Below are 19,044 nucleotides of genomic sequence, written 5' to 3'. Positions count from 1 at the left end.
CGTTCAAAGTGCTCGGTCGTTCAAAGCGCTCGGTGTTCAAAGCTGCTGTTCCGGTCGGTTCTGTTCTGGTCACGGAGTTGCGGCGGTGCTGCCCGGGGACTGCGCGGCTTCGAGGACCAGGGCGGCCATCCGCCGGTCTGCGTCCCGGATGCCGAGCTGTTCCGCGGCGACGGCCATCCGGTCCAGCCGGGCGGGCTCACGCAGCAGCGGGATGATGTGGCCGGCGACCCAGCCGGCGTCGAAGGCGCTGTCTTCGACCAGGAGCGCGGCGTCCGCGTCGACCAGGCCGGCCGCGTTCAGGGCCTGCTCGCCGTTCCCGATCGGAAGCGGGACGAAAACGGCCGGGACGCCGACGGCGGCGACCTCGCAGACGGTTGCGGCGCCGGAGCGCGCCAGCAGCAAGTCGGCGGCGGCGTAGGCCAGTTCCATGCCGTCGACGTACTCCACCTGGCGGTAGCCGGGCGCGGCCAGCAGCTTGCCCTGGGCATCATGGACGGTCTTGCCCCGCCCGGTGATGTGCAGGGTCTGGATGCCGGCCTCGGCCAGGGCCGTGACAGAGGCGGCGACGGCGCGGTTGATGCTTTGCGCGCCGGAGGAGCCGCCGGTGACGATCAGGGTGGGCTTGTCCTGTTCCAGGCCGAGGGCCGTGCGTGCGGCCTCGCGGGCCACCGTCCGGTCCAGGCCCGAGATTTCGCGCCGCATCGGCATGCCGACGTGCCGCGCCCCGCGCAGCCTGGTCGCGGCGAAAGCTACGGCCACATGCCGGCTGAGCCGGGCACCGACGCGGTTGGCGAGCCCGGGCCGGGTGTTGGCCTCGTGCACCACAATCGGAATCTTGCGGCGCCACGCGGCAAGGTACAGCGGCGTGCAGACGTAGCCGCCGACGCCGACGAGGACGTCTGCCCCGGCTTCGTCGAGGATGGCGCCGGCCTGCCGCACGGCGCCGGCGAGCTTGCCGGGGAGCCGCAGCAGTTCGATCGAAGGTTTGCGTGGAAACGGAACCCGGCTGACCGTGGCGAGCTCCAGCCCCGCGGCCGGGACCAGGCGGGCTTCCATGCCGCCGGGGGTGCCGACGGCGAGGAGTTGCGCCTCGGGCCGGACCTCAAGGATGGCGTTGGCGATGGCCAGCAGCGGGCTGATATGCCCGGCAGTGCCGCCGCCGGCGAGGACGACGGACAGGGACGACTTGGTGTTCATGGTGGGCTAGGTACGCTTCCGTGCGGGATTCTTGGGGGCGGGGGTCCTGGTGCCGGGCTTCCGGCCGGGCGAGCTGGCTGTAATCGGTCCGGCAGCCGGCCTGGCAGCCGGCCTGGCAGCCGGGGCCTTGGCAGACGCCGCCGCGGCCGGACGTCTGGCAGCGCTCCTGGCCCCCGCCCGCTTGCGGAGTACTTTGGCGAAGCCGGCAGGCCCGAACTTGAGCATCCCCTTCGGCTGCATGTTCGGCTCCATCTGGGCCCGGGCCAACGACAACACTACGCCGATGGCACATAGCGACATCAGCAGGGCCGAGCCGCCGTAGGAGATAAACGGCAGCGGTACGCCAATAACGGGGAGCAAGCCGGTGACCACTGCCATGTTGACGGTGGCCTGGCCCAGCAGCCACACCATAATCGCGCCGGCGAGGACGCGGTGGAACAAATCTTGCTGGGCCACCACGACGCGGTAGATGGCCGTGCCCAGGACCGCGAACAGGACCAGGACCACGACGGTGCCGATCAGGCCAAGCTCTTCGCCGATGATGGCGAAAATGAAGTCGTTGTGGGCCTCCGGGATCCAGCTGTACTTCTGCCGGCTCTGGCCCAGTCCGACGCCGAACCAGCCGCCGGAGGCCAGGGCGTAGAGGCCGTTGGTGGACTGGTAGTTTACGTCCGAGCCGTCGGCGCAGGTCTGTCCTGTCCAGGACAGGATGCGGCAAACCCGGTTGGGGCTGGTGATGGCGAGCACCACCGTGCCCACGGCCAGGACCACACCGGCGATGCCGAAGAGATACAGCCGCACCCCGGCAAAGTACAGGGCGGCGGCCGTGATCATCATGACGATCATGGCCGTGCCGAGGTCGTTGCCCAGCAGGATCAGGCCGATCACCCCGGCCGCCCCCGGGAGCACCACGGGAATCAGGGCGTGCTTGGCCTGATGGAGGAGCTTGGCCTTGGCGTGCAGCACCGTGGCCATCCAGAGCGCCAGCGCCAGTTTGGCCGCCTCGGAAGGCTGGAAGGTGATACCGCCGACTTCGATCCAGTTCTGGTTGCCCAGCGCGCTGCGGCCCACCAGGAGCACCAGGACCAGCAGGACGAGCGCCCCGAGGATGGCGAACCAGGCGATGCGTTTGAGCCACACCACGTTCACACGGGACAGGACGAACATGACGAAGACGCCGATGGCCGCGAAAAGCCCCTGCTTCAGGGCTGCGGAGTAGGGCGACTCCCCTGCCGCGATCGCCTCCACGCTCGACGCGGAGAGCACCATCATGATGCCGATCGCGGTCAGCGCGAGGGTGGAGCCGAGGATGAGGTAGTACGTGGAACCGTTCCGGGACTTGCCGGTGCCTTCCAGTGCCGACCAGAAGCCGCGGTACCAGCCCCGGACCCGGGCTGCGGGTGTTGGAACCGGTCCGGCGGCCGCGGCTCTTGTGCTCGCCGTCCGAACGGGTGTCCTGGCTGTATTGCTGCTTGGTTGACTGCCTGGGGCGGCCGTCCGCGCCGCGGCGGGACGGGTGGGCGTGCTGACCATTGCTACTCCTCGGTGGTCTGAGCCTGCCCTTCCACGAGCTCGCGGACAGCTTCGATGAAGGCGTCGCCACGGTGAGCATAGGAAGAGAACTGATCCATGGATGCAGCTGCCGGGGCCAGAAGCACAGTGTCCCCCGAGGTGGCCAGCTGTGCCGCCGACGCGACGGCCCGTGCCATCACGGTCTCGCCGTAAATTGGCGAGGGGCCTGCGTCGGCGTGGGCCGTTTCGGCAGTCTGCACGTTTTCAGTGTCACCCTTGGCCTGGCCGATCACGGGGACATCCGGCGCGTGTCGCTGGAGCGAGGCCAGCAGGCCGGACGAGTCCGTGCCGATCAGCACCACAGCCTTGAGCCGGGCGGCGTTGTCCCGGACCAGTGAGTCGTAATTCACACCCTTGGACAGGCCGCCGGCGATCCACACCACGTTCTGGAAAGCGGACAGTGAGGCGGCCGCGGCGTGCGGGTTCGTGGCCTTGGAGTCGTTGATCCAAAGCACGCCTTCGTGGCGGGCGACCGGCTGGATGCGGTGGTCCCCCGGCAGGTAGTTCTGCAGCCCCTGGCGAACGGCGGACGGCTCCACCCCGTAGGCGCGCACGAGGGCGGCCGCGGCGAGGGCGTTGGCAACCATGTGCCGGGGCGCCACGGGTCCGAGGTCGGACATTGCCGCCAGTTCGGCGGCGCTGTCCTTGCGCTCGGGAATGAAGGCGCGGTCCACGAGCAGGCCTTCGACGACGCCGACCATGCTGATCGCCGGGGTGACGGTTGTGAAGCCCACCGCGCGGCAACCCTCGACGACGTCGGCGTCTTCCACCATGCGCTCGGTTTCAATCTGCTCGGCGTTGTAGATGCACGCCTTCTGTGTGCGCTCGTAGACCTTGGCCTTGTCCGCCAGGTAGGAGTCGTAGGAGCCGTGCCAGTCCACGTGGTCTTCGGCGACGTTCAGGCACACGCTGGCGACCGGCGACACGGAGTGGCTCCAGTGCAGCTGGAAGCTTGAGAGTTCGACGGCGAAGACGTCGTAGTCCACCGGGTCGCGGAGGGCGTCCAGGATCGGCGTGCCGACGTTGCCGACCGCGATCGCCTTGAGTCCGGCGGCCTGCAGCATCGATTCGGTCAGGCCGACGGTCGTGGTCTTGCCGTTGGTGCCGGTAATGGTGAGCCAGTCGGCCGTCTTGCGGCCCTCGCGTTCCCGGACCCGCCAGGCGAGTTCGACGTCGCCCCAGATCGGGATGTGTGCCCGTGCGGCGGCGGCCAGCAGGGACTGGTCGGGCCGCCAGCCGGGCGAGGTAACGATCAGTTCGGGCTTCTCGCCGTCGACCCTGGGCACCGACGCGACGGCGTCGTCGCCGAGCAGTACGTCCGCGGCACCGACGATCCGGAGGGTGTCCGCCTGGGCGCGGGCCTTCGCGCTGTCCGCGGCGTCCACCACGACCACCCGGGCGCCGAGTTCGATCAGGGTGTCGGCGGCGGCGAAACCGGAGATGCCGATGCCGGTGACGACCACGCGGAGGCCGGCCCAGTCCGAGTCCCAGCTGGTCAGCGTGTCCAGCCGCGGGGACGTGGCCAGCGGCTCGGGAATGTTCCCGCTCACAGCAGCACCACCCATTCGGCGTAGAAGATGCCCAGGCCCGCGGCGACGAAGAGCCCGCAGAGGATCCAGAACCGGACCACGACGGTCACTTCCGCCCAGCCCTTGAGTTCGAAGTGGTGCTGCAGCGGGGCCATCTTGAAGAACCGTTTGCCCTTGGTGATCTTGAAGTAGCCGACCTGGATGATGACCGAGAGGGTGATCAGGACGAAGAGGCCGCCGATGAAGGCGAGCAGCAGTTCGGTCCGGGACAGGATGGCGAAGCCGGCGACGGCGCCGCCAATGGCCAGCGACCCGGTGTCGCCCATGAAGATCTTCGCCGGCGAGGTGTTCCACCACAGGAACCCGACCAGCGCGGCGCTGAGGATGGCGGCAAGCAAGGCGAGGTCGAGCGGGTCACGCACGGTGTAGCAGCCGGCGCCGGCCTGCCGGGGCGAGCCGCAGGCCTGGTTGCTCTGCCAGATCCCGATGATCGTGTAGGCCCCGAAGACCATCACGGAGGCGCCCGCGGCCAGGCCGTCCAGGCCGTCCGTGAGGTTTACCCCGTTGGTCGCTGCGGTGACAATCAGGTTGGACCACAGCACAAACAGGATGGCGCCCAGCACGGTGCCGCCGAACGCGAGGTTCAGCCACGGGATGTCCCGCACCAGCGAGATCTGGTACGACGCCGGTGTGACGTTGTTCTCGTCCGGGAAGTTGAGGGCCAGGACCGCGAAGATGATGCCGACCGCGGCCTGCAGGATCAGCTTGGCCTTGGCATTGAGGCCCAGGCTGCGCTGCGCGGAAATCTTGATGAAGTCGTCCAGGAACCCGACCAGGCCCATGCCGACCATGAGGAAGAGCAGGAGCAGGGCCGAGGCGGACGGCCCCGGCGAACGGGGGTTCATCATCCACATGACCAGGTGCGTGATGCCGTAGCTGACCAGTACCGCGACCACCACCACCGTCCCGCCCATGGTCGGCGTGCCGCGCTTGGTGTGGTGCGAGGTGGGTCCGTCGTCCCGGATGAATTGTCCGTAGCTCTTGCGGACCAGGAAGCGGATGAAGAGCGGGGTCCCCAGGAAGGAGAGCAGCAGGGCCAGACCGGAGCCCATCAGCAGTGCGATCACAGCAGCGCACTCCCTTCAGTGGCGGTTCCGGCGGCGGATTCAGCAGCGTTTCCGGCCGAGCTTCCGGCCGGCGCGTCCGGCGCATGTGGGGGTAATGCTATCCGATCCCCCAGATGGCGCAGCCCGATGCTGTTGGAAGACTTGAAGAGGACGAGGTCACCGGGCTCCAGTTCGGAGCGCAGGATTTCGTAGGCTTCGTCCGCGGTTTCGGCAAACAGGCATTCGTCCCCCCAGGAGCCCTCGTTGACGGCCGAGACGTAGAGCGCTCGGGCCTCGCGTCCGATTACCAGCAGCCGGGAGATGTTGAGCCGGACCACCTGGGTGCCGACGGCGGTGTGCTCCCGGATGGACTCCTCGCCGAGTTCCAGCATCGCGCCGAGCACGGCCCAGGTCCGGCGGCCACGGCCCAGGTCCGCCAGCGTCCGCAGGGCGGCGCGCATCGATTCGGGGTTGGCGTTGTAGGCGTCGTTGATGATGGTTACGCCGTCGGGCCGTTCGGTGCGTTCCATCCGCCAGCGGCTGGCAGCCGCCTGGGCGCTCAGCGAGGCGGCGATCTGCGCGCCGGGGATTCCGGCGGCGTGGGCCGCCCCGGCCGCGGCGAGCAGGTTGCCCACGTGGTGGGCCCCGATCAGCTTGGCCGAGACGTGGTGCCGCGCGCTCTCGCCCGGAAGCAGGAGGTCGAATTCAGGGCTTCCCCCGGCGTTCAACTCGACGTTTTCGGCCTGGATGGCGGCCTGCTGGCCGCCCCGGGCGGGCTGGGCGGAGAAACCGAGGACCGTCGCGGAGGTCCGCGCGGACATCGCAGCCACCCTCGCGTCGTCCAGGTTCAGCACGGCCGTGCCGTCGGCGGGGAGGGCCTCGACCAGTTCGCCCTTGGCCAGGGTGATGTTTTCGACGCCGCCGAATTCACCGGCGTGGGCCGTGCCGACGGCCAGCACCACACCGATCTCCGGGCGGACCATGTCCGCGAGGTAGCGAATGTGCCCGACGCCGGTGGCGCCCATCTCGATCACGAGGTAGCGGGTCTCATAGCCGGCCTTGAAGACGGTCAGCGGAACGCCGACCTCGCCGTTGTAGGAACCCTGGGGCGCCACCATTTCGCCGTGTTCGGCGAGGATCCCGGCCAGCAGGTCCTTGGTGGTGGTCTTTCCCGCGGACCCGGTGATCCCGATCACGGTGAGTTCCTCGCCGCGGGCTGCGCGGCGGGCACGGATCCTGCGCACCGCTTCAGCAGCGAGGGCGCCCATGGCAAGGACCGAGTCCGCAACGACGACTGCGGGGAAATTCTGCCCGTCAGCGGCGGGGACGTCCCGCTCCACTAGGGCCAGGACGGCACCGCGTTCGAAGGCGGCGGCCACGAAATCGTGCCCGTCGGCGGCCTCCCCCGGCTTGGCCACATAGAGGGAACCCGCCGTGGCCTCGCGGGAGTCGGTCACCACAGAGCCGGGCGTGAGGCCCGGTTCGGCGGCCAGCCGGCCGTTGGTTATTTCGGCGATTTCCGCCGCTGTAAATGCAATCATCTCGGTTTAGGACTCTATCCGCTGGTCATCGAGAACGGTGAATCCTCGTACTGTCAAGGCGGTCCGCAGCTCCACCCGGTCATCGAGCGCCAGGTTGACGCCCTTGACTTCCTGCCAGACCTCGTGGCCGCGCCCGGCAACCAGGATGGTGTCCTCCGGGCCGGCGAGTTCCACCGCCTTGCGGATGGCGGCGTCGCGGGGGAAGACCTCCAGGACCGTGCAGCCGAGGCCCTCCGCGGTTTTGGCCTCGATGGCTCCGGCCATCACGTCGGCGCGGATGGCTGCCGCGTCCTCATCGTGCGGGTCGTCGTCGCTGACGATCACGATGTCCGCAAGCCGGGCCGCAATCGCTCCCATCGCGGGCCGCTTGCCCTGGTCGCGCTGGCCGGTGGCGCCGAAGACGACGATCACCTTGGACCCCGGCGTCTGGGAGCGCACTGCCTCAAGCGCCCGGGCGAGGGCATCCGGGTTGTGGGCGAAGTCGACCACGGCGGCCGGAGCCGTCGCAACGAGCTGCATACGGCCGGGGACGGCCACGGTGAAGGGGTCCGCGCTGTCCAGGGCGGCTTGCACCTCGGCCGCGGAGATACCGGTGGCGAGCACCATGGCCGTGGCCAGGGCGGCGTTGGCGACATTGAAGCTGCCGGGCAGCCCGGTGTGCAGGCGCAGTTCGGTACCGTCCCGGTGGCGCAGGCCGAACTCGGTGCCGAGGCCGCGCGGCTGGGGGTCCACAACCCTCCAGTCCGCTCCCGGAGCAACCGCTTCTGCTGCGTCGGAGCCCGTGGCGAGCGTGGTGACGGGGATGCCGGCGTCGGCGGCCAGCTTTCGGCCCCACTCATCGTCAACGGTCACGACGGCGGCACGGGCGCGCTCTGCCGTGAAGAGCCGGGCCTTTGTCTGGAAGTACTCCTCCATGGTCCCGTGCAGGTCCAGATGGTCCTGGGTGAGGTTGGTGAAGCCGGCGACGTCGAACACCACGCCGTCGACCCGGTGGAAGGAGATGGCGTGCGAGGAGACCTCCATGGACGCGGCGTCCAGGCCGCGTTCGCGCATGAGGGCCAGCAGGGCGTGCACGTCCGTCGACTCGGGGGTCGTCAGGAGGCTGGGGATCGCTTCGCCGCCGGCCAGGATCTCGATGGTCCCGATCAACCCGGTCTTTTTGCCCAGCGCCTGGAGCAGGGAGTTGATGAAGTAGGTGGTGGTCGTCTTGCCGTTGGTTCCGGTGACGCCGAACAGGGCCGGCGCCGCGGAGTGCTCCGGCCGGCTCTGGTAGATCAGCGCGGAGAGGCGCCCGACCAGGCTGCGCGGCTCATCGGTCAGCAGTACCGGCACGGAGATGTCGTTGGAGAGCGCCAGGAGGCGGGCGCCGGCGTCGTCGGTCAGTACCGCGACGGCGCCGGCGTCGACCGCCTGGGACACAAAGTCCGCGCCGTGCCGGGTGGCACCGGGCAGGGCGACGTACAGGTCCCCCGGCCGGACGGCCCGGGAGTTCAGCGAGATCCCGGTGACCGGGACGGCGGCGGAGGAGCCGGGAACGACGACGCCGATCCACTCACCGATGGTTTCGAGCGGCACCGCGGCAACCGCCGTCGGCCGGAACGCCGAAGTGGAGTCCTGGCCGGACGGCGCGGCGGCCGCGTCCTGGGCATTGAGCTCTGACAAGGGGATCTCCGTTTGCGGTACTGGGGCAGCGTGCGCCGCGCGCGGAGGATTGCCCCGCACGCAGGCCCTGCTGCGTGGAACTGGTTGTTGCTGCTGACTCGTGAAGCTGGGTGCTACTTGGCGTACTGCGGCAGCCTGACCGGTTTACCGGTGGACGGCTCAACGTTGTACGTGCGCAGCGTCTGGCTCATGACCGAACGGAACACGGGTCCGTTCGTGATGCCGTAGATGCTGCCCTTGGGCCGTTGCAGGACCACTTCAACAATAAACCGCGGATCGTCCATCGGCGCCATCCCCACCATCGAGGCCGTGTAGCCGCAGAAACCCGACTTGCCGTCGTCGCACGGCGACTCGGAGGTGCCGGTCTTGGCGCCCACGCGGTAACCGTCAATCGCGGCGTCCTTGATCTCGCCTTCGGTGACGGCGCTTTCCAGGATGTCGCGGACCTGCTTGGCGGTGTTCTTGGAGACAACTTGGCGGGTGGGCTTGGCCGGGACTTTCTCTTCGGTGCCGTCCGGGTTGATGTAGCTGTCGATCAGGCGCGGCTGGACCATGACGCCGTCATTGGCGATGCTCTGGTAGGCGCGGACCGTCTGCAGCGTCGACTGGGCCACGCCCTGGCCGAAGAGCACGGTGTATTGCTGGCGGCCGTCCCATTGGTCGGCCGGCGTGAGGATGCCTTTGGACTCGGCGGGCAAGCCGATGTCCGGTGCCTCGCCGATGCCGAACTTTTGCAGCCAGTCGTGCCGTTTTTCCTTGCTGAGCCGCCGGCCCACCATGACCGTCCCGGTATTCATGGAATAGCCGACGATGCCCGCCAAGGTCCTTTTCTCGGTGCCGTGTTCGAAGGCGTCGGTGAACGTCTGGCCGTCCACCGTGTAGCTCGGCGGGATGATGAATTTATCCAGCGGCCGGGCGGTGCCCTCCTCGATGGCGGACGCGGCGGTGATCATCTTCTCCACCGAGCCCGGCTCGTAGGCGGCGGTCACCGCACGGACTCCGCGGTCCTTGGCGGCGACCTTGCCTGGATCATTGGGGTCCGGCGCGTCGGTGTCGGCCATCGCGATGATGTTGCCATTCTTGGCGTCTGAGACGACGATGATGCCCCACTCCGCGCTGAGTTTGTCCTTCTGGCTTTGGATGGCCTGCTGGGCAAAGTACTGCAGGTCCGAGTTCAGCGTGAGCTTGATGTCCTTACCGTTGACGGCCGGCGTGAACTGGTCCACGCCCACCGGGATGCGCAGCCCGTCGGCGCCAATCTCGAACAGCCGTTTGCCCGCGGTGCCCTTGAGCACCTCGTCCTGGGTCTGCTCCAGCCCGGCCTGACCGGTGGTGCCGTCCTTGAGGAAGCCGACGATTCCGCCCGCCACCGAGCCGTTGGGGTAGACCCGCTTGCTGGTGCCCTCGGTGACGATGCCGGGCACCTGGAGTTTGGAGATGCGGTCCTCGACGTCGGGCCTGATGTCCTTCGCCACGATGTAGTAGCGCGACGTCCCGGTCACCGCCGCCTTGAGGTCGTCTTTCTTCATGCCGAGCACGGTCGCGAGCTCTTCGATGCCCTGGTCACGCGGGATCTTGACGACGGTGTCCTTCCCGTCGACCTTTTCGAGCCGCGGGAAGGATTCGGTGTTGGTGTTGACGGTCTGGTCAACCACGACGTTGTAACGGATCACGCTGCTGGCCAGGACGGTGCCGTTGGCGTCAAGGATGCTGCCGCGCTCCGCGGGCAGCTCAATCGGCTTCAGCCGGTTCTTGAGGGCTGCCTCAGCCATGCCGCCGACGTCGAGGCCCTGGACCAGGAACAGCTTCCCGCCCACTACCAACAGGAGCGTGAGCATGATGCCCAGCCCGAGCCGCAGTCGCCGCGTGGCGCTCGGCGTCTTGCCTGTCCGTGCCTTGCCGGTGTTCTGCGCCACGATGTTTCCTTGCTGCTTGCCTGGGCTGGTGGTCGGTCCCGTCGGCTATTTCCCGGGGACCTTCTGCGCGGGGGCGGGAACGGAGCCGCCGTAAAGGTTCACGGACAGGGCTGGCGCCCGGACGGCCGGGGCCTTTGCAGCGGGCACGGCCGGTGCACCGCCTGCAGCTGCCGGAATGCTCGCGGCCGGCTTGCGGCTCAGGAGGGGTTCATTCGCCGTGGCGGCCGGAACCACATTGACCTGGCCGGCAACGGCCGGCGCGGCAATGACGGCACCGGGGGCGTCGCCCTTGACGGCGGGCTTGGCCTGGCCGGTCACCGCGAGGGTGGACAGGTCAATCTGGCCCTTGACCGTGGAGGCCACCATGCCCAGCTCCGTGGCCTTGGCAGCCAGGTTCTGCGGGGCGTCAAAATTCTGCACCTGCTGGGTGAGGTCCTGGTTCTGCTTGGTCAGCGTGGACTGCTTGGCCCGCAGCTCCACCAGCTGGTACTGCGCCGAGGAGACGGAGATGTTCAGCACCAGCACCGCCATCAGCGCAAGGGCCAGGATACTGAAGCACATCACGACGAACGGTGCCCGGCGCTTGCGCGGAACGGAGCGGACGACGGAGAGCGGGGTGCGGGACTTGCGTGCGGGCGCACCCGGGTGCAGGTCCGGGAGGGCACGGGCTGTGGCAGCTGTGGCAACGGGGAAGCTGTTGACGGCGGCGGTGCTCATGCGACTCTCCTGGCTTTGATGCGTTCCACGGCGCGGAGCCTGGCGGAGGCAGCGCGTGGGTTTTCTGCGATTTCTGCGGCGGTGGGCACCTCGGTGCCTTTCGTCAGGGTCTTGAGTTCGGCTTTGTGTTCCTCAAGCTCCACCGGGAAACCGAGCGGGGCCGAGGACTTGGAACCGGCCTGGAAGACTCCCTTGACGATCTTGTCTTCCAGCGAGTGGTAGGACATGACGACAACGCGGCCGCCGAGGGCGATCGAGGCCACGGCCGCCGGAATTGCACGCTCCAGGACCTCGAGTTCCTCGTTGACCTCGATCCGGAGGGCCTGGAAGGTCCGCTTCGCGGGGTGGCCGCCGGACTTGGCGGCACCGGAGGGCACCACGGCGCGGATGGTCTCGACAAGTTCCCCGGTGGTGGTGAAGGGCTTTTCGGCGCGGGCGGCGACGATCCGGTTGGCGATCCGGCCGGCGAACTTCTCCTCGCCCCACTTCCGGATGATCCGGACGAGGTCTTCTTCGCTGTAGTTGTTCACGACGTCGGCGGCGGTCTGGCCGCGGCTGGTGTCCATCCGCATGTCCAGCGGCGCGTCGAAGGAGTAGGCGAAGCCGCGTTCGCGCTCGTCGAGCTGCAGCGAGGAAACGCCGAGGTCCATCAGGATGCCGTGGACTTCAGTGAAGCCAAGGTCTTCCAGGACCTCGGGGATTTCGTCGTACACCGCGTGGACCAGGTCGATTCGGTCCGCGAAAGGCTTGAGGCGTTCGCCGGCCAGGGCGAGAGCCTCCTCGTCACGGTCGATGCCGATCAGGTGCAGGTCCGGAAACCGCTGCAGCATGGCTTCGGAGTGGCCCCCCATGCCGAGCGTCGCATCGACGACGACGGGCGTCTCGCCGCGGCGTCGCGCTTCTTCGAAAGCCGGTGCCAACAAATTGATGCACCGGTCCTTGAGGACCGGTACATGGCGTTCGGACGTAGGCTTCGCCTGGTTGGAGTCTTCGCTCATGCCTGCGTCCTTTCGTTGCGGGAAGTACCTGTCGGGTGGTGTGCTTCTTGGTCCAGATCCCCATCCGCGCCTACCCTGCGGCCCGCCTGGCTCCGGGGAAGTGAGCCAGGTGAACTGCCGGATGGGCGGCTGGAGATCTCGATCAAGAAACGGTTGGTGCTGATGGTGCCGGCGCCTGCGGGGCTTCAGAGAATCCCCGGGATGGCGTCGTCGGTTTCCGAGAAGGCTGTTTCCTTTTCGGCCAGGTACTCGTTCCAGGCCTGGGCGTCCCAGATCTCCGCGCGGGTGCCGGCGCCAATGACGGCCAGTTCCCTGCCGAGACCTGCGTATTCCCGGAGCGCCGGCGGAATCGTCACGCGCCCCTGCTTGTCAGGTACCTCGTCGGAGGCTCCAGAGAGGAAAACGCGGATGTAGTCACGAGCCTGCTTGGAGGAGATTGGAGCCTCCCGCATCTGCTCGTGAACCCGGCCGAATTCCGCCTCGCTGAAGACGTAGATGCAACGTTCCTGGCCCCTTGTGAGAACCAGGCCGGCGGCAAGTTCCTCGCGGAACTTCGCCGGGAGGATGATTCGACCCTTTTCGTCCAGACGTGGCGAATGAGTGCCGAGAAACACGGCCCACCGCCTGTCTGTTGTAGGAAGTCCAACGTCCCCTGTGCTGCCACTACCCTCTTACGTCCTCCACATTACTCCACTTCGCTCCCCCGTCAACGACATCGGGGACATTTTGGAGCAATTTTGGGCGAGTTTTCAAACAAATGTCCGTTGCAAATAAAGGGAAGCGTCAAAAGTGGGGCGCAGTGGAGGGATTTGCCCCGGGGAGGCCGGGCAGCCGGAAGGGCACCTACGCAGCAGTCGATGCCCGGCTTAACGGCAAAAGACCCGCCGAAGCGGGTCTTTAGGTGCCTACCGGAGGTCGCGGTGGGGCGGAATGGAGGGGCGGTTGCGGCGACGGAACCGGGAACGTGTCAGGCGTCCCCGCGGTGCCTTTCCTCCCACCGCTCCTCCAGGTTGCTCATGAAGGAACTGCGCGGCTTGCCCGGCTTCCGGCCGGCGGCTCCGGACTTGGATTTGCCGCCCGCGCTGCGCATGGTCGCGAAGTAAACGCCGGCACCCATGACGACGAAGCCAAGGACACCCACGATGATGCTCTGCAACGAGACGCCCAGCAACAGCAACAGGATGCCAGCGAGGGCACCGAGGACCCCGATGACCAGATGACGGGTGGACCAGGAGCGACCCGGATCCGAGCCCATCGAGCTGGCAAACTTGGGATCGTCCTCGTGCAGCTGCTTCTCAAGTTGCTCAAGCAACTTCTGTTCGTGCTCCGAGAGCGGCATCACGACCTCCTTAAGTCGACCAACGTCCAGATTTGACGCGGTCCTTGTCCGTAAAACCCTAACGACCGGGATGGCCGGCTGGTTCCTTGTTTCCCGTCATTGGTGAAATAAGGATCCGTGGTTCCCTGAAAGGTGTTTAGTTGGCATGGCCGGCAACCCGAACGTTCGATCCAGTCGTTCGAAAACTATGTATATCTAAGGATAGATTGTTGCGCCCTGTTCTGAAAGACGCTAGGCCCGGCTTCGCGGCGCCTGCCCGCCCCTTGGACGCAGCCCCGCCAGTGCCGACCGGGACGGCCTGCACCCGTGCACTGCCAGCTCACTCGGCGGCCGGCCCCGGGTCAAGCAACCGGGCCGGGAGAACCGACTTGTTGCCGAACTTGCGGGTGACGCGGTCCAGGGCCTGCTCGGCGGCGCGCCAGTTGTCATCCCGGCGGTCCAGGCTGAGTTGCAGCGGCGCCTGGGCGGCTTCCTCGAGCTGCTCCGCCCTAATCCCCACGAGGCGCACGGTCATGGGCCGCTGGCCAACGGACTCGAGCAACTGCACGGCGACGCCGTAAAGCAACTGGGCGCTGTCAATGGGCGTGCTGACGGTGCGGCTGCGGGTAATTGTGGAGAAGTCCGCGTAACGCAGCTTCAAGGCAACCGTCCTGGCATGCATCCCGGCGCTCCGGAGCCTTTCCGCCGTGCGGTGCGAAAGCCGGAGCAGCTCGCGGTGCAGCAGGGCGTCGTCGGCGGTGTCCACCGCAAAGGTCTCTTCCGCCCCGATGCTCTTTTCCAGCCGGACCGGCGTCACCGGCCGGGGGTCGATCCCCCACGACAGCCGGTAGACGTGCTCCCCCGTGGCGCCGAGGATCTTGCGCAGTGACGGCAGCGGCGTTGCGGCGACGTCGGCGACCGTCCGGATCCCCATCCGGGCGAGCACTTCCACGGTCTTGGCACCGACTCCCCAGAGGGCGTTGACCGGCAGGGTGTGCAGGTAGGGCACCGTCTCGTCCGGACCGATCAGCAGCAGGCCGTCGGGCTTGCACCGGGTCGAGGCGATCTTGGCGACGAACTTGCTGGCCGCGATCCCCACCGACGCCGTGATGCCCAGCTCGCCCTCGACCCTGCGCCGGATCAGTTCGCCGATGTCCCGGGGCGGACCGAGCCGCCGGATGGCACCTCCGACGTCGAGGAAGGCCTCGTCGACGCTCAGGGGTTCCACGAGGTCGGTGATCGATCCGAAGATGGCCATGATCTGTCCCGACACCTCGTAGTACAGCTTGTGCCGCGGTTCGATGATGACGGCGGAAGGGCACATCCGCGCCGCCACCGCCATGGGCATCGCTGACTTGACCCCGAACTTGCGGGCCTCATAGGAAGCCGAGAGGACCACCGAGCGGTCCGCCGGATAGCCCACGATCACCGGGCGTCCCTTGAGCTCCGGACGGCTGCGCAGTTCCACCGAGACGAAGAAGGCGTCCATGTCCACGTGCAGGATGCTGCTGCGCCGGAGTTCGCGAAGGCCCGCCTCGCTGTATTGTGTCCCGCTGTGTTTATCGATGTGATTTTCCCTGTCCGGCCCCACGCATCAATCCTATGCGCAGGTACTGACTAAACTGGAGGCTGGATCCGGCGTCAACACCAGGAGGAATGTCCCCGTGAAGGTTATTGGAGAGCGCAAACGCGCCGTGACGGCCGTGGCCGCCGCCGGCGCCTTGCTGGCCCTGGCCGCGTGCACCCCCGGCCCGGGAGCCCCGTCGCCTTCGGCGTCTGCGTCTGCGCCGGCGGCGCAGTCCACCGCCCAACCCTCCACCACGGCCCCTCCCAGCCCGTCCGCCGAGCCCGGCACCTCCGCCACTGTGGGTGCCCTGGTTGCGGGCTTCCCGAAGAAGCTGCTGCCGGTCATGCCTGGCGCACAGGTGGAATCCAGCAGTTTCGACAAGAACGGTGCTCCCGCGACCGTCGCCCTGGTGGCGAAAATCACCTCGCCGGCGGCCGGAGTGGTCGCGTACTACAGCAAAAAACTGGAAAGCCAGGGCTTCAAGGCAGTCCCAGGCGGCACCGTCGGTTCGGTGGCGTCCAAGGACTTCCTGCGCGGGGACAATGAAACCGTGAATCTCGCCGTCGTCGAGGCCGCCGGGGTCTCCACCTTCACGATCGGCGCCAACGTCGCCGCCGAGTCCGTCCAGTGAGCCTGGCCGAACAACTGCGGGTTGAGCAGACGGACTTCGTGGCCGCCGTCGCCGGCAAGCTGACCGACTTCCTCACCGCCCGCACCACGGTGATGTCCGCCATTTCCCCCGACATCGACCCGCTGATGGGGTCCATCTCCAACCTGGTCACCGGCGGCAAGCGCCTCCGGGCCCTGATGTGCTACTGGGGCTGGCGCGGGGCCGGGGGCGGCGCCGGAGCCCGCGAAGTGGTCACGGCCGGCTCGGCGCTGGAGCTGTTCCAGGCCGCGGCACTGATCCACGACGACATCATTGACCGCTCGGACACCCGCCGCGGCGGCCCCAGCGTGCACCGCCGCTTCAGTGAACTGCACGCGAGCCAGGGCTGGGCCCTGGATCCGGAGCGCTTCGGCCACGCGGCGGCGATCCTGACCGGCGACCTGTGCCTGTCCTTCAGCGAGGAATCGTTCACCGAAATCGGCGACCGGGCCGCCTCGGGCAGCCAGGCCCGGCTCATCTTCAACCTGATGCGCGCCGAAGTCATGGCCGGCCAGTACCTGGACATCCTGGAAGAGGTGGCCGGGCCGCACCGCGACCGTGCCGGCGCCGTCAGCCGCGCCCAGTCGATCATCCGCTTCAAATCGGCCAAGTACTCCACCGAGCATCCGCTCGCGCTGGGCGGCGCCCTGGCCGGCGCCTCCGACGAGTTGCTGCGCGGCTACTCCGCGTTCGCCCTCCCACTGGGCGAGGCTTTCCAGCTCCGCGACGATGTCCTGGGCGTCTTCGGCGACCCGGTCACCACCGGCAAACCGGCCGGTGACGATCTCCGCGAGGGCAAGCGTACGGTACTGGTGGCCTTCGCCCTCGACCAGGCCGCGCCGGCGGAATCGAGCTTTCTCGACGCGAAGCTGGGCAGCCCGGACCTGAGCACCGCCGACGTCGAGGAGATCCGCCGCATCATTGTCGACTGCGGGGCACTGCAGGCCACGGAGGTCCTGATCGAGGAATTCGGCCGGGCCGCCTTCGACGCCTTGGACCTGCTGCCGCTGGAGGAGCTGCCCAAGACCGCGCTCCGGAAACTGGCTGAGGCCGCCGTCAGCCGCACCGCCTAAACGCAAGGCCAAAACACGCAGGCAGACGAAAACGGAGACGAAAAAGGCCGTGGACAGCGGGATCCGCCGTCCACGGCCTTTGCCGTATTACCAGAGCTTACTTTTGGGCCGTACTACCAGGCCATGGTCTGTGCCCGGCGGCGGATTTCGGTTTTGCGCCCTTCGCGGAGGGCATCGATCGGACGGCCGCGCAGGGACTCGTCCGGCGTGAACAGCCAGGTGATGAGTTCTTCGTCCGAATAGCCGGCGTCGGCGAGGACAACAATTGTGCCCTTCAAGCTCTCCACCGGGTGGCCGTCCTGGATGAACGCCGCGGGCACGGAACGGATCCGCCGGTCGCCGATCCGCACTGCCGCCAGCGCGCGCTCGTCAAGCAGCGCATGAACCTTAGTGATGGAAACGTTCAGCAGCTGGGCTACGTCGGGCAGGGGCAGCCATTCGCCTACAAGGCTTTCTACAGTACTCACGGATCAAGATTGCCATGCCGGGGCTGAATGCGCCTAGTCAGCCACGACCCAATAATGCGACCGCTTAACCCGGCGTATAAAAGGGACTGCGAAATGGCCGCCGGCGCGGACGCCTTCGCGGGCCCCGGCCGGGGCCCCTGGGCCGACACTCCCATTAGCCGCGTTGCAGAATGTCAAACAGTTCTTGTGCTAATTCGCAATTCATGAGAGATTCGCATAGATCACATTTGTAACTGCAGTATCTTCAGTCACACTGGTAACACCAGTAACACTGTCTGTGCTGCAGGGTTCGCCGCTGAGAAGAGGATCTTTCCCATGACGACGTCACGTTCGCCAAAGCCCAACCCGAGGCCCGGCCTCCCGCTGATTGCGGCGACGACGGCGGCTCTCCCCGCCGTCATGCTCTCCTCCTTGGCGATCGCACAACCGGCTGCTGCCGAATCCCGCCCCCGGGCGATCCCGGCGACGCTGGCGGCGGCCATGAAGGCGCAGGGTCAGGCCGCCGCGGCACTGCCCTCGGCTCGGATTCCGGCAACCGAGGTTGCGGTAGCGCTGCCGACCGCGTTCCGCCCCGCCAAGGTCGCCGCACCGGCCCAGTACACGATCGTCCGCGGCGATACGATCAGCGCGATCGCCCACAAGTTTGGACTGAGCACCCAGTCCGTCCTTACGCTGAACAAGCTCCGCGCCAACTCCGTGATTTACCCTGGCCAGAAAATCAAGCTCACCGGCGGCCCCGCCGCGAAGGCAGCTCCGGCCAAGGCAGTCCCGGCGAAGGCTGCTCCGGCGAAGGCTGCTCCGGTCCGGTCCGCCGGCAGCGTTTATACGGTCAAGTCCGGCGACACCCTGAGCGGCATTGCCGCCCGCCACGGGGTCAAGCTGTCGGACGTGTTCAGCCGGAACGGGCTCAACATGCGCTCGGTAATCCACCCTGGCCAGCGGATCAACATCGGCCCCGCCGCGGCAGCACCCGCGCCGGTCCGGACCGCGGCGCCGAAGCCCGCCCCCAAGCCCGCCCCGGCCCCAGTCAGCTCGGGGTCCTACACGATCAAATCCGGTGACACGCTCTCCGGCATTGCCGCCCGGCACGGCGTAAAGCTCTCCGCCGTCCTGTCGGCGAACCGGCTGACCATGAGCAGCATCATCTACCCCGGCCACAAGCTCGTCATTCCCGGTGCCGGCACCGGGACCTTGAAGCCCGCCTCAAGCCAGCCCGCGGCGACCGTGACCCCGCTCGTGCCCAGCACGTTCCTGGGGTTCAGCTACCCGAAGGCTGTCGTCAGCTCCGCCAACCAGAACAAGGCGCTGCTGAATGCCTCGCCGGTTCCCACCCGCGAGCAGATGAAGCAGATCGTGGCGGACACCGCGCGCCGGATGGGTGTGGCGCCGTCGCTGGCCATGGCGTTCGCCTACCAGGAGTCCGGCTTCAACCACCGCTCGGTGTCCCCCGCGAACGCGATCGGCACCATGCAGGTCATTCCGTCCTCCGGAGGGTGGGCCTCGGAACTCGTGGGCCGCAAGCTGAACCTGCTGGATCCGTACGACAACGCCACGGCCGGCATCGCCATCATCCGCCAACTGGTCGCGACCAGCAAGAACCTGGACTACGCCGTCGCGGGGTATTACCAGGGCCAGTACTCGGTGAGCACGAAGGGCATGTACGAGGATACGAAGGCCTATGTGGCGTCGATCAAGGCGCTGCAGAAGACCTTCAGCTAGAACCGCCAGCATC

General features: G+C 67.6%; 16 protein-coding genes. 3 read left to right on the top strand and 13 right to left on the bottom strand.

The genetic code is table 11. From position 1 onward, the window contains the following. Positions 1–69 precede the first annotated feature (69 nt). The 12 genes from murG to dinB all read right to left on the bottom strand — a co-directional run bounded on the left by murG (position 70) and on the right by dinB (position 15,123). A complete protein-coding gene (gene murG / locus AC1DH3_RS13260; protein WP_476909503.1) occupies positions 70–1,197 on the bottom strand; it encodes an undecaprenyldiphospho-muramoylpentapeptide beta-N-acetylglucosaminyltransferase in 1,128 nt (375 codons plus the stop codon). A 6-nt stretch (positions 1,198–1,203) separates the two neighbouring features. Then, positions 1,204–2,730: a putative lipid II flippase FtsW gene (ftsW, locus tag AC1DH3_RS13255; protein ID WP_476909502.1), complete on the bottom strand. Its 1,527-nt coding sequence runs from the start codon at positions 2,728–2,730 to the stop codon at positions 1,204–1,206. Positions 2,731–2,732: 2 nt separating this feature from the next. Further along, on the bottom strand, positions 2,733–4,334 hold the full coding sequence (gene murD, locus AC1DH3_RS13250) for a UDP-N-acetylmuramoyl-L-alanine--D-glutamate ligase (RefSeq protein WP_441418882.1): 1,602 nt from the start codon (positions 4,332–4,334) through the stop codon (positions 2,733–2,735). Beyond that, positions 4,316–5,425, bottom strand: a complete 1,110-nt coding sequence (gene mraY, locus AC1DH3_RS13245; RefSeq protein WP_175321598.1) for a phospho-N-acetylmuramoyl-pentapeptide-transferase — start codon at positions 5,423–5,425, stop codon at positions 4,316–4,318. Before mraY ends, murD begins: the two co-directional genes overlap by 19 nt. Next, the gene (locus tag AC1DH3_RS13240; RefSeq protein ID WP_476909501.1) at positions 5,422–6,945 is read right to left on the bottom strand and encodes a UDP-N-acetylmuramoyl-tripeptide--D-alanyl-D-alanine ligase; all 1,524 of its coding nucleotides are present in this window, start codon (positions 6,943–6,945) and stop codon (positions 5,422–5,424) included. The genes mraY and AC1DH3_RS13240 overlap by 4 nt, the downstream gene beginning before the upstream one ends. Positions 6,946–6,951: 6 nt before the next feature. Further along, positions 6,952–8,607: a UDP-N-acetylmuramoyl-L-alanyl-D-glutamate--2,6-diaminopimelate ligase gene (locus AC1DH3_RS13235; RefSeq protein ID WP_476909500.1), complete on the bottom strand. Its 1,656-nt coding sequence runs from the start codon at positions 8,605–8,607 to the stop codon at positions 6,952–6,954. A 113-nt stretch (positions 8,608–8,720) separates the two neighbouring features. Beyond that, positions 8,721–10,523 (bottom strand): peptidoglycan D,D-transpeptidase FtsI family protein, encoded by a 1,803-nt coding sequence (locus tag AC1DH3_RS13230; RefSeq protein WP_476892755.1) that lies wholly within the window; start codon positions 10,521–10,523, stop codon positions 8,721–8,723. A 45-nt stretch (positions 10,524–10,568) separates the two neighbouring features. Beyond that, positions 10,569–11,240 carry a cell division protein FtsL gene (gene ftsL, locus AC1DH3_RS13225; protein WP_476909499.1) on the bottom strand — a complete coding sequence of 224 codons (672 nt, stop codon included), beginning with the start codon at positions 11,238–11,240 and terminating at the stop codon, positions 10,569–10,571. After that, complete coding sequence (gene rsmH / locus AC1DH3_RS13220) at positions 11,237–12,238, bottom strand: 16S rRNA (cytosine(1402)-N(4))-methyltransferase RsmH (protein ID WP_441418887.1); 1,002 nt, start codon at positions 12,236–12,238, stop codon at positions 11,237–11,239. Before rsmH ends, ftsL begins: the two co-directional genes overlap by 4 nt. Before the next feature lie 185 nt (positions 12,239–12,423). After that, entirely contained in the window at positions 12,424–12,852 is a 429-nt protein-coding gene (gene mraZ, locus AC1DH3_RS13215) for a division/cell wall cluster transcriptional repressor MraZ (RefSeq protein ID WP_056740915.1), read from the bottom strand. Between the two features lie 353 nt (positions 12,853–13,205). After that, positions 13,206–13,577, bottom strand: coding sequence for a DUF3040 domain-containing protein (locus tag AC1DH3_RS13210; RefSeq protein ID WP_175321592.1), 372 nt, complete (start codon positions 13,575–13,577; stop codon positions 13,206–13,208). 319 nt (positions 13,578–13,896) lie between these two features. Beyond that, a complete protein-coding gene (gene dinB / locus AC1DH3_RS13205; protein ID WP_476909557.1) occupies positions 13,897–15,123 on the bottom strand; it encodes a DNA polymerase IV in 1,227 nt (408 codons plus the stop codon). A 97-nt stretch (positions 15,124–15,220) separates the two neighbouring features. Between dinB and AC1DH3_RS13200 the strand changes: the two genes are divergently transcribed. Both AC1DH3_RS13200 and AC1DH3_RS13195 read left to right on the top strand, forming a co-directional pair. Continuing rightward, the gene (locus AC1DH3_RS13200; protein ID WP_476909498.1) at positions 15,221–15,754 is read left to right on the top strand and encodes a hypothetical protein; all 534 of its coding nucleotides are present in this window, start codon (positions 15,221–15,223) and stop codon (positions 15,752–15,754) included. After that, positions 15,751–16,845, top strand: a complete 1,095-nt coding sequence (locus AC1DH3_RS13195; RefSeq protein ID WP_476909497.1) for a polyprenyl synthetase family protein — start codon at positions 15,751–15,753, stop codon at positions 16,843–16,845. The genes AC1DH3_RS13200 and AC1DH3_RS13195 overlap by 4 nt, the downstream gene beginning before the upstream one ends. Before the next feature lie 113 nt (positions 16,846–16,958). Here the strand turns inward: AC1DH3_RS13195 and AC1DH3_RS13190 are convergent, their stop codons facing one another. Further along, positions 16,959–17,312 carry an Rv2175c family DNA-binding protein gene (locus tag AC1DH3_RS13190; RefSeq protein ID WP_441418891.1) on the bottom strand — a complete coding sequence of 118 codons (354 nt, stop codon included), beginning with the start codon at positions 17,310–17,312 and terminating at the stop codon, positions 16,959–16,961. Positions 17,313–17,627: 315 nt separating this feature from the next. On the opposite strand from AC1DH3_RS13190, the gene AC1DH3_RS13185 reads away from it, so the two are divergent. Beyond that, entirely contained in the window at positions 17,628–19,031 is a 1,404-nt protein-coding gene (locus AC1DH3_RS13185) for a lytic transglycosylase (protein WP_476909496.1), read from the top strand. The last annotated feature ends 13 nt before the right edge of the window (positions 19,032–19,044 follow it).

The organism is Arthrobacter sp. 05L428 (assembly GCF_056397665.1).
Note: the sequence above shows the minus strand (reverse complement) of the source record. Positions and strands in the feature narration are given on the sequence as shown.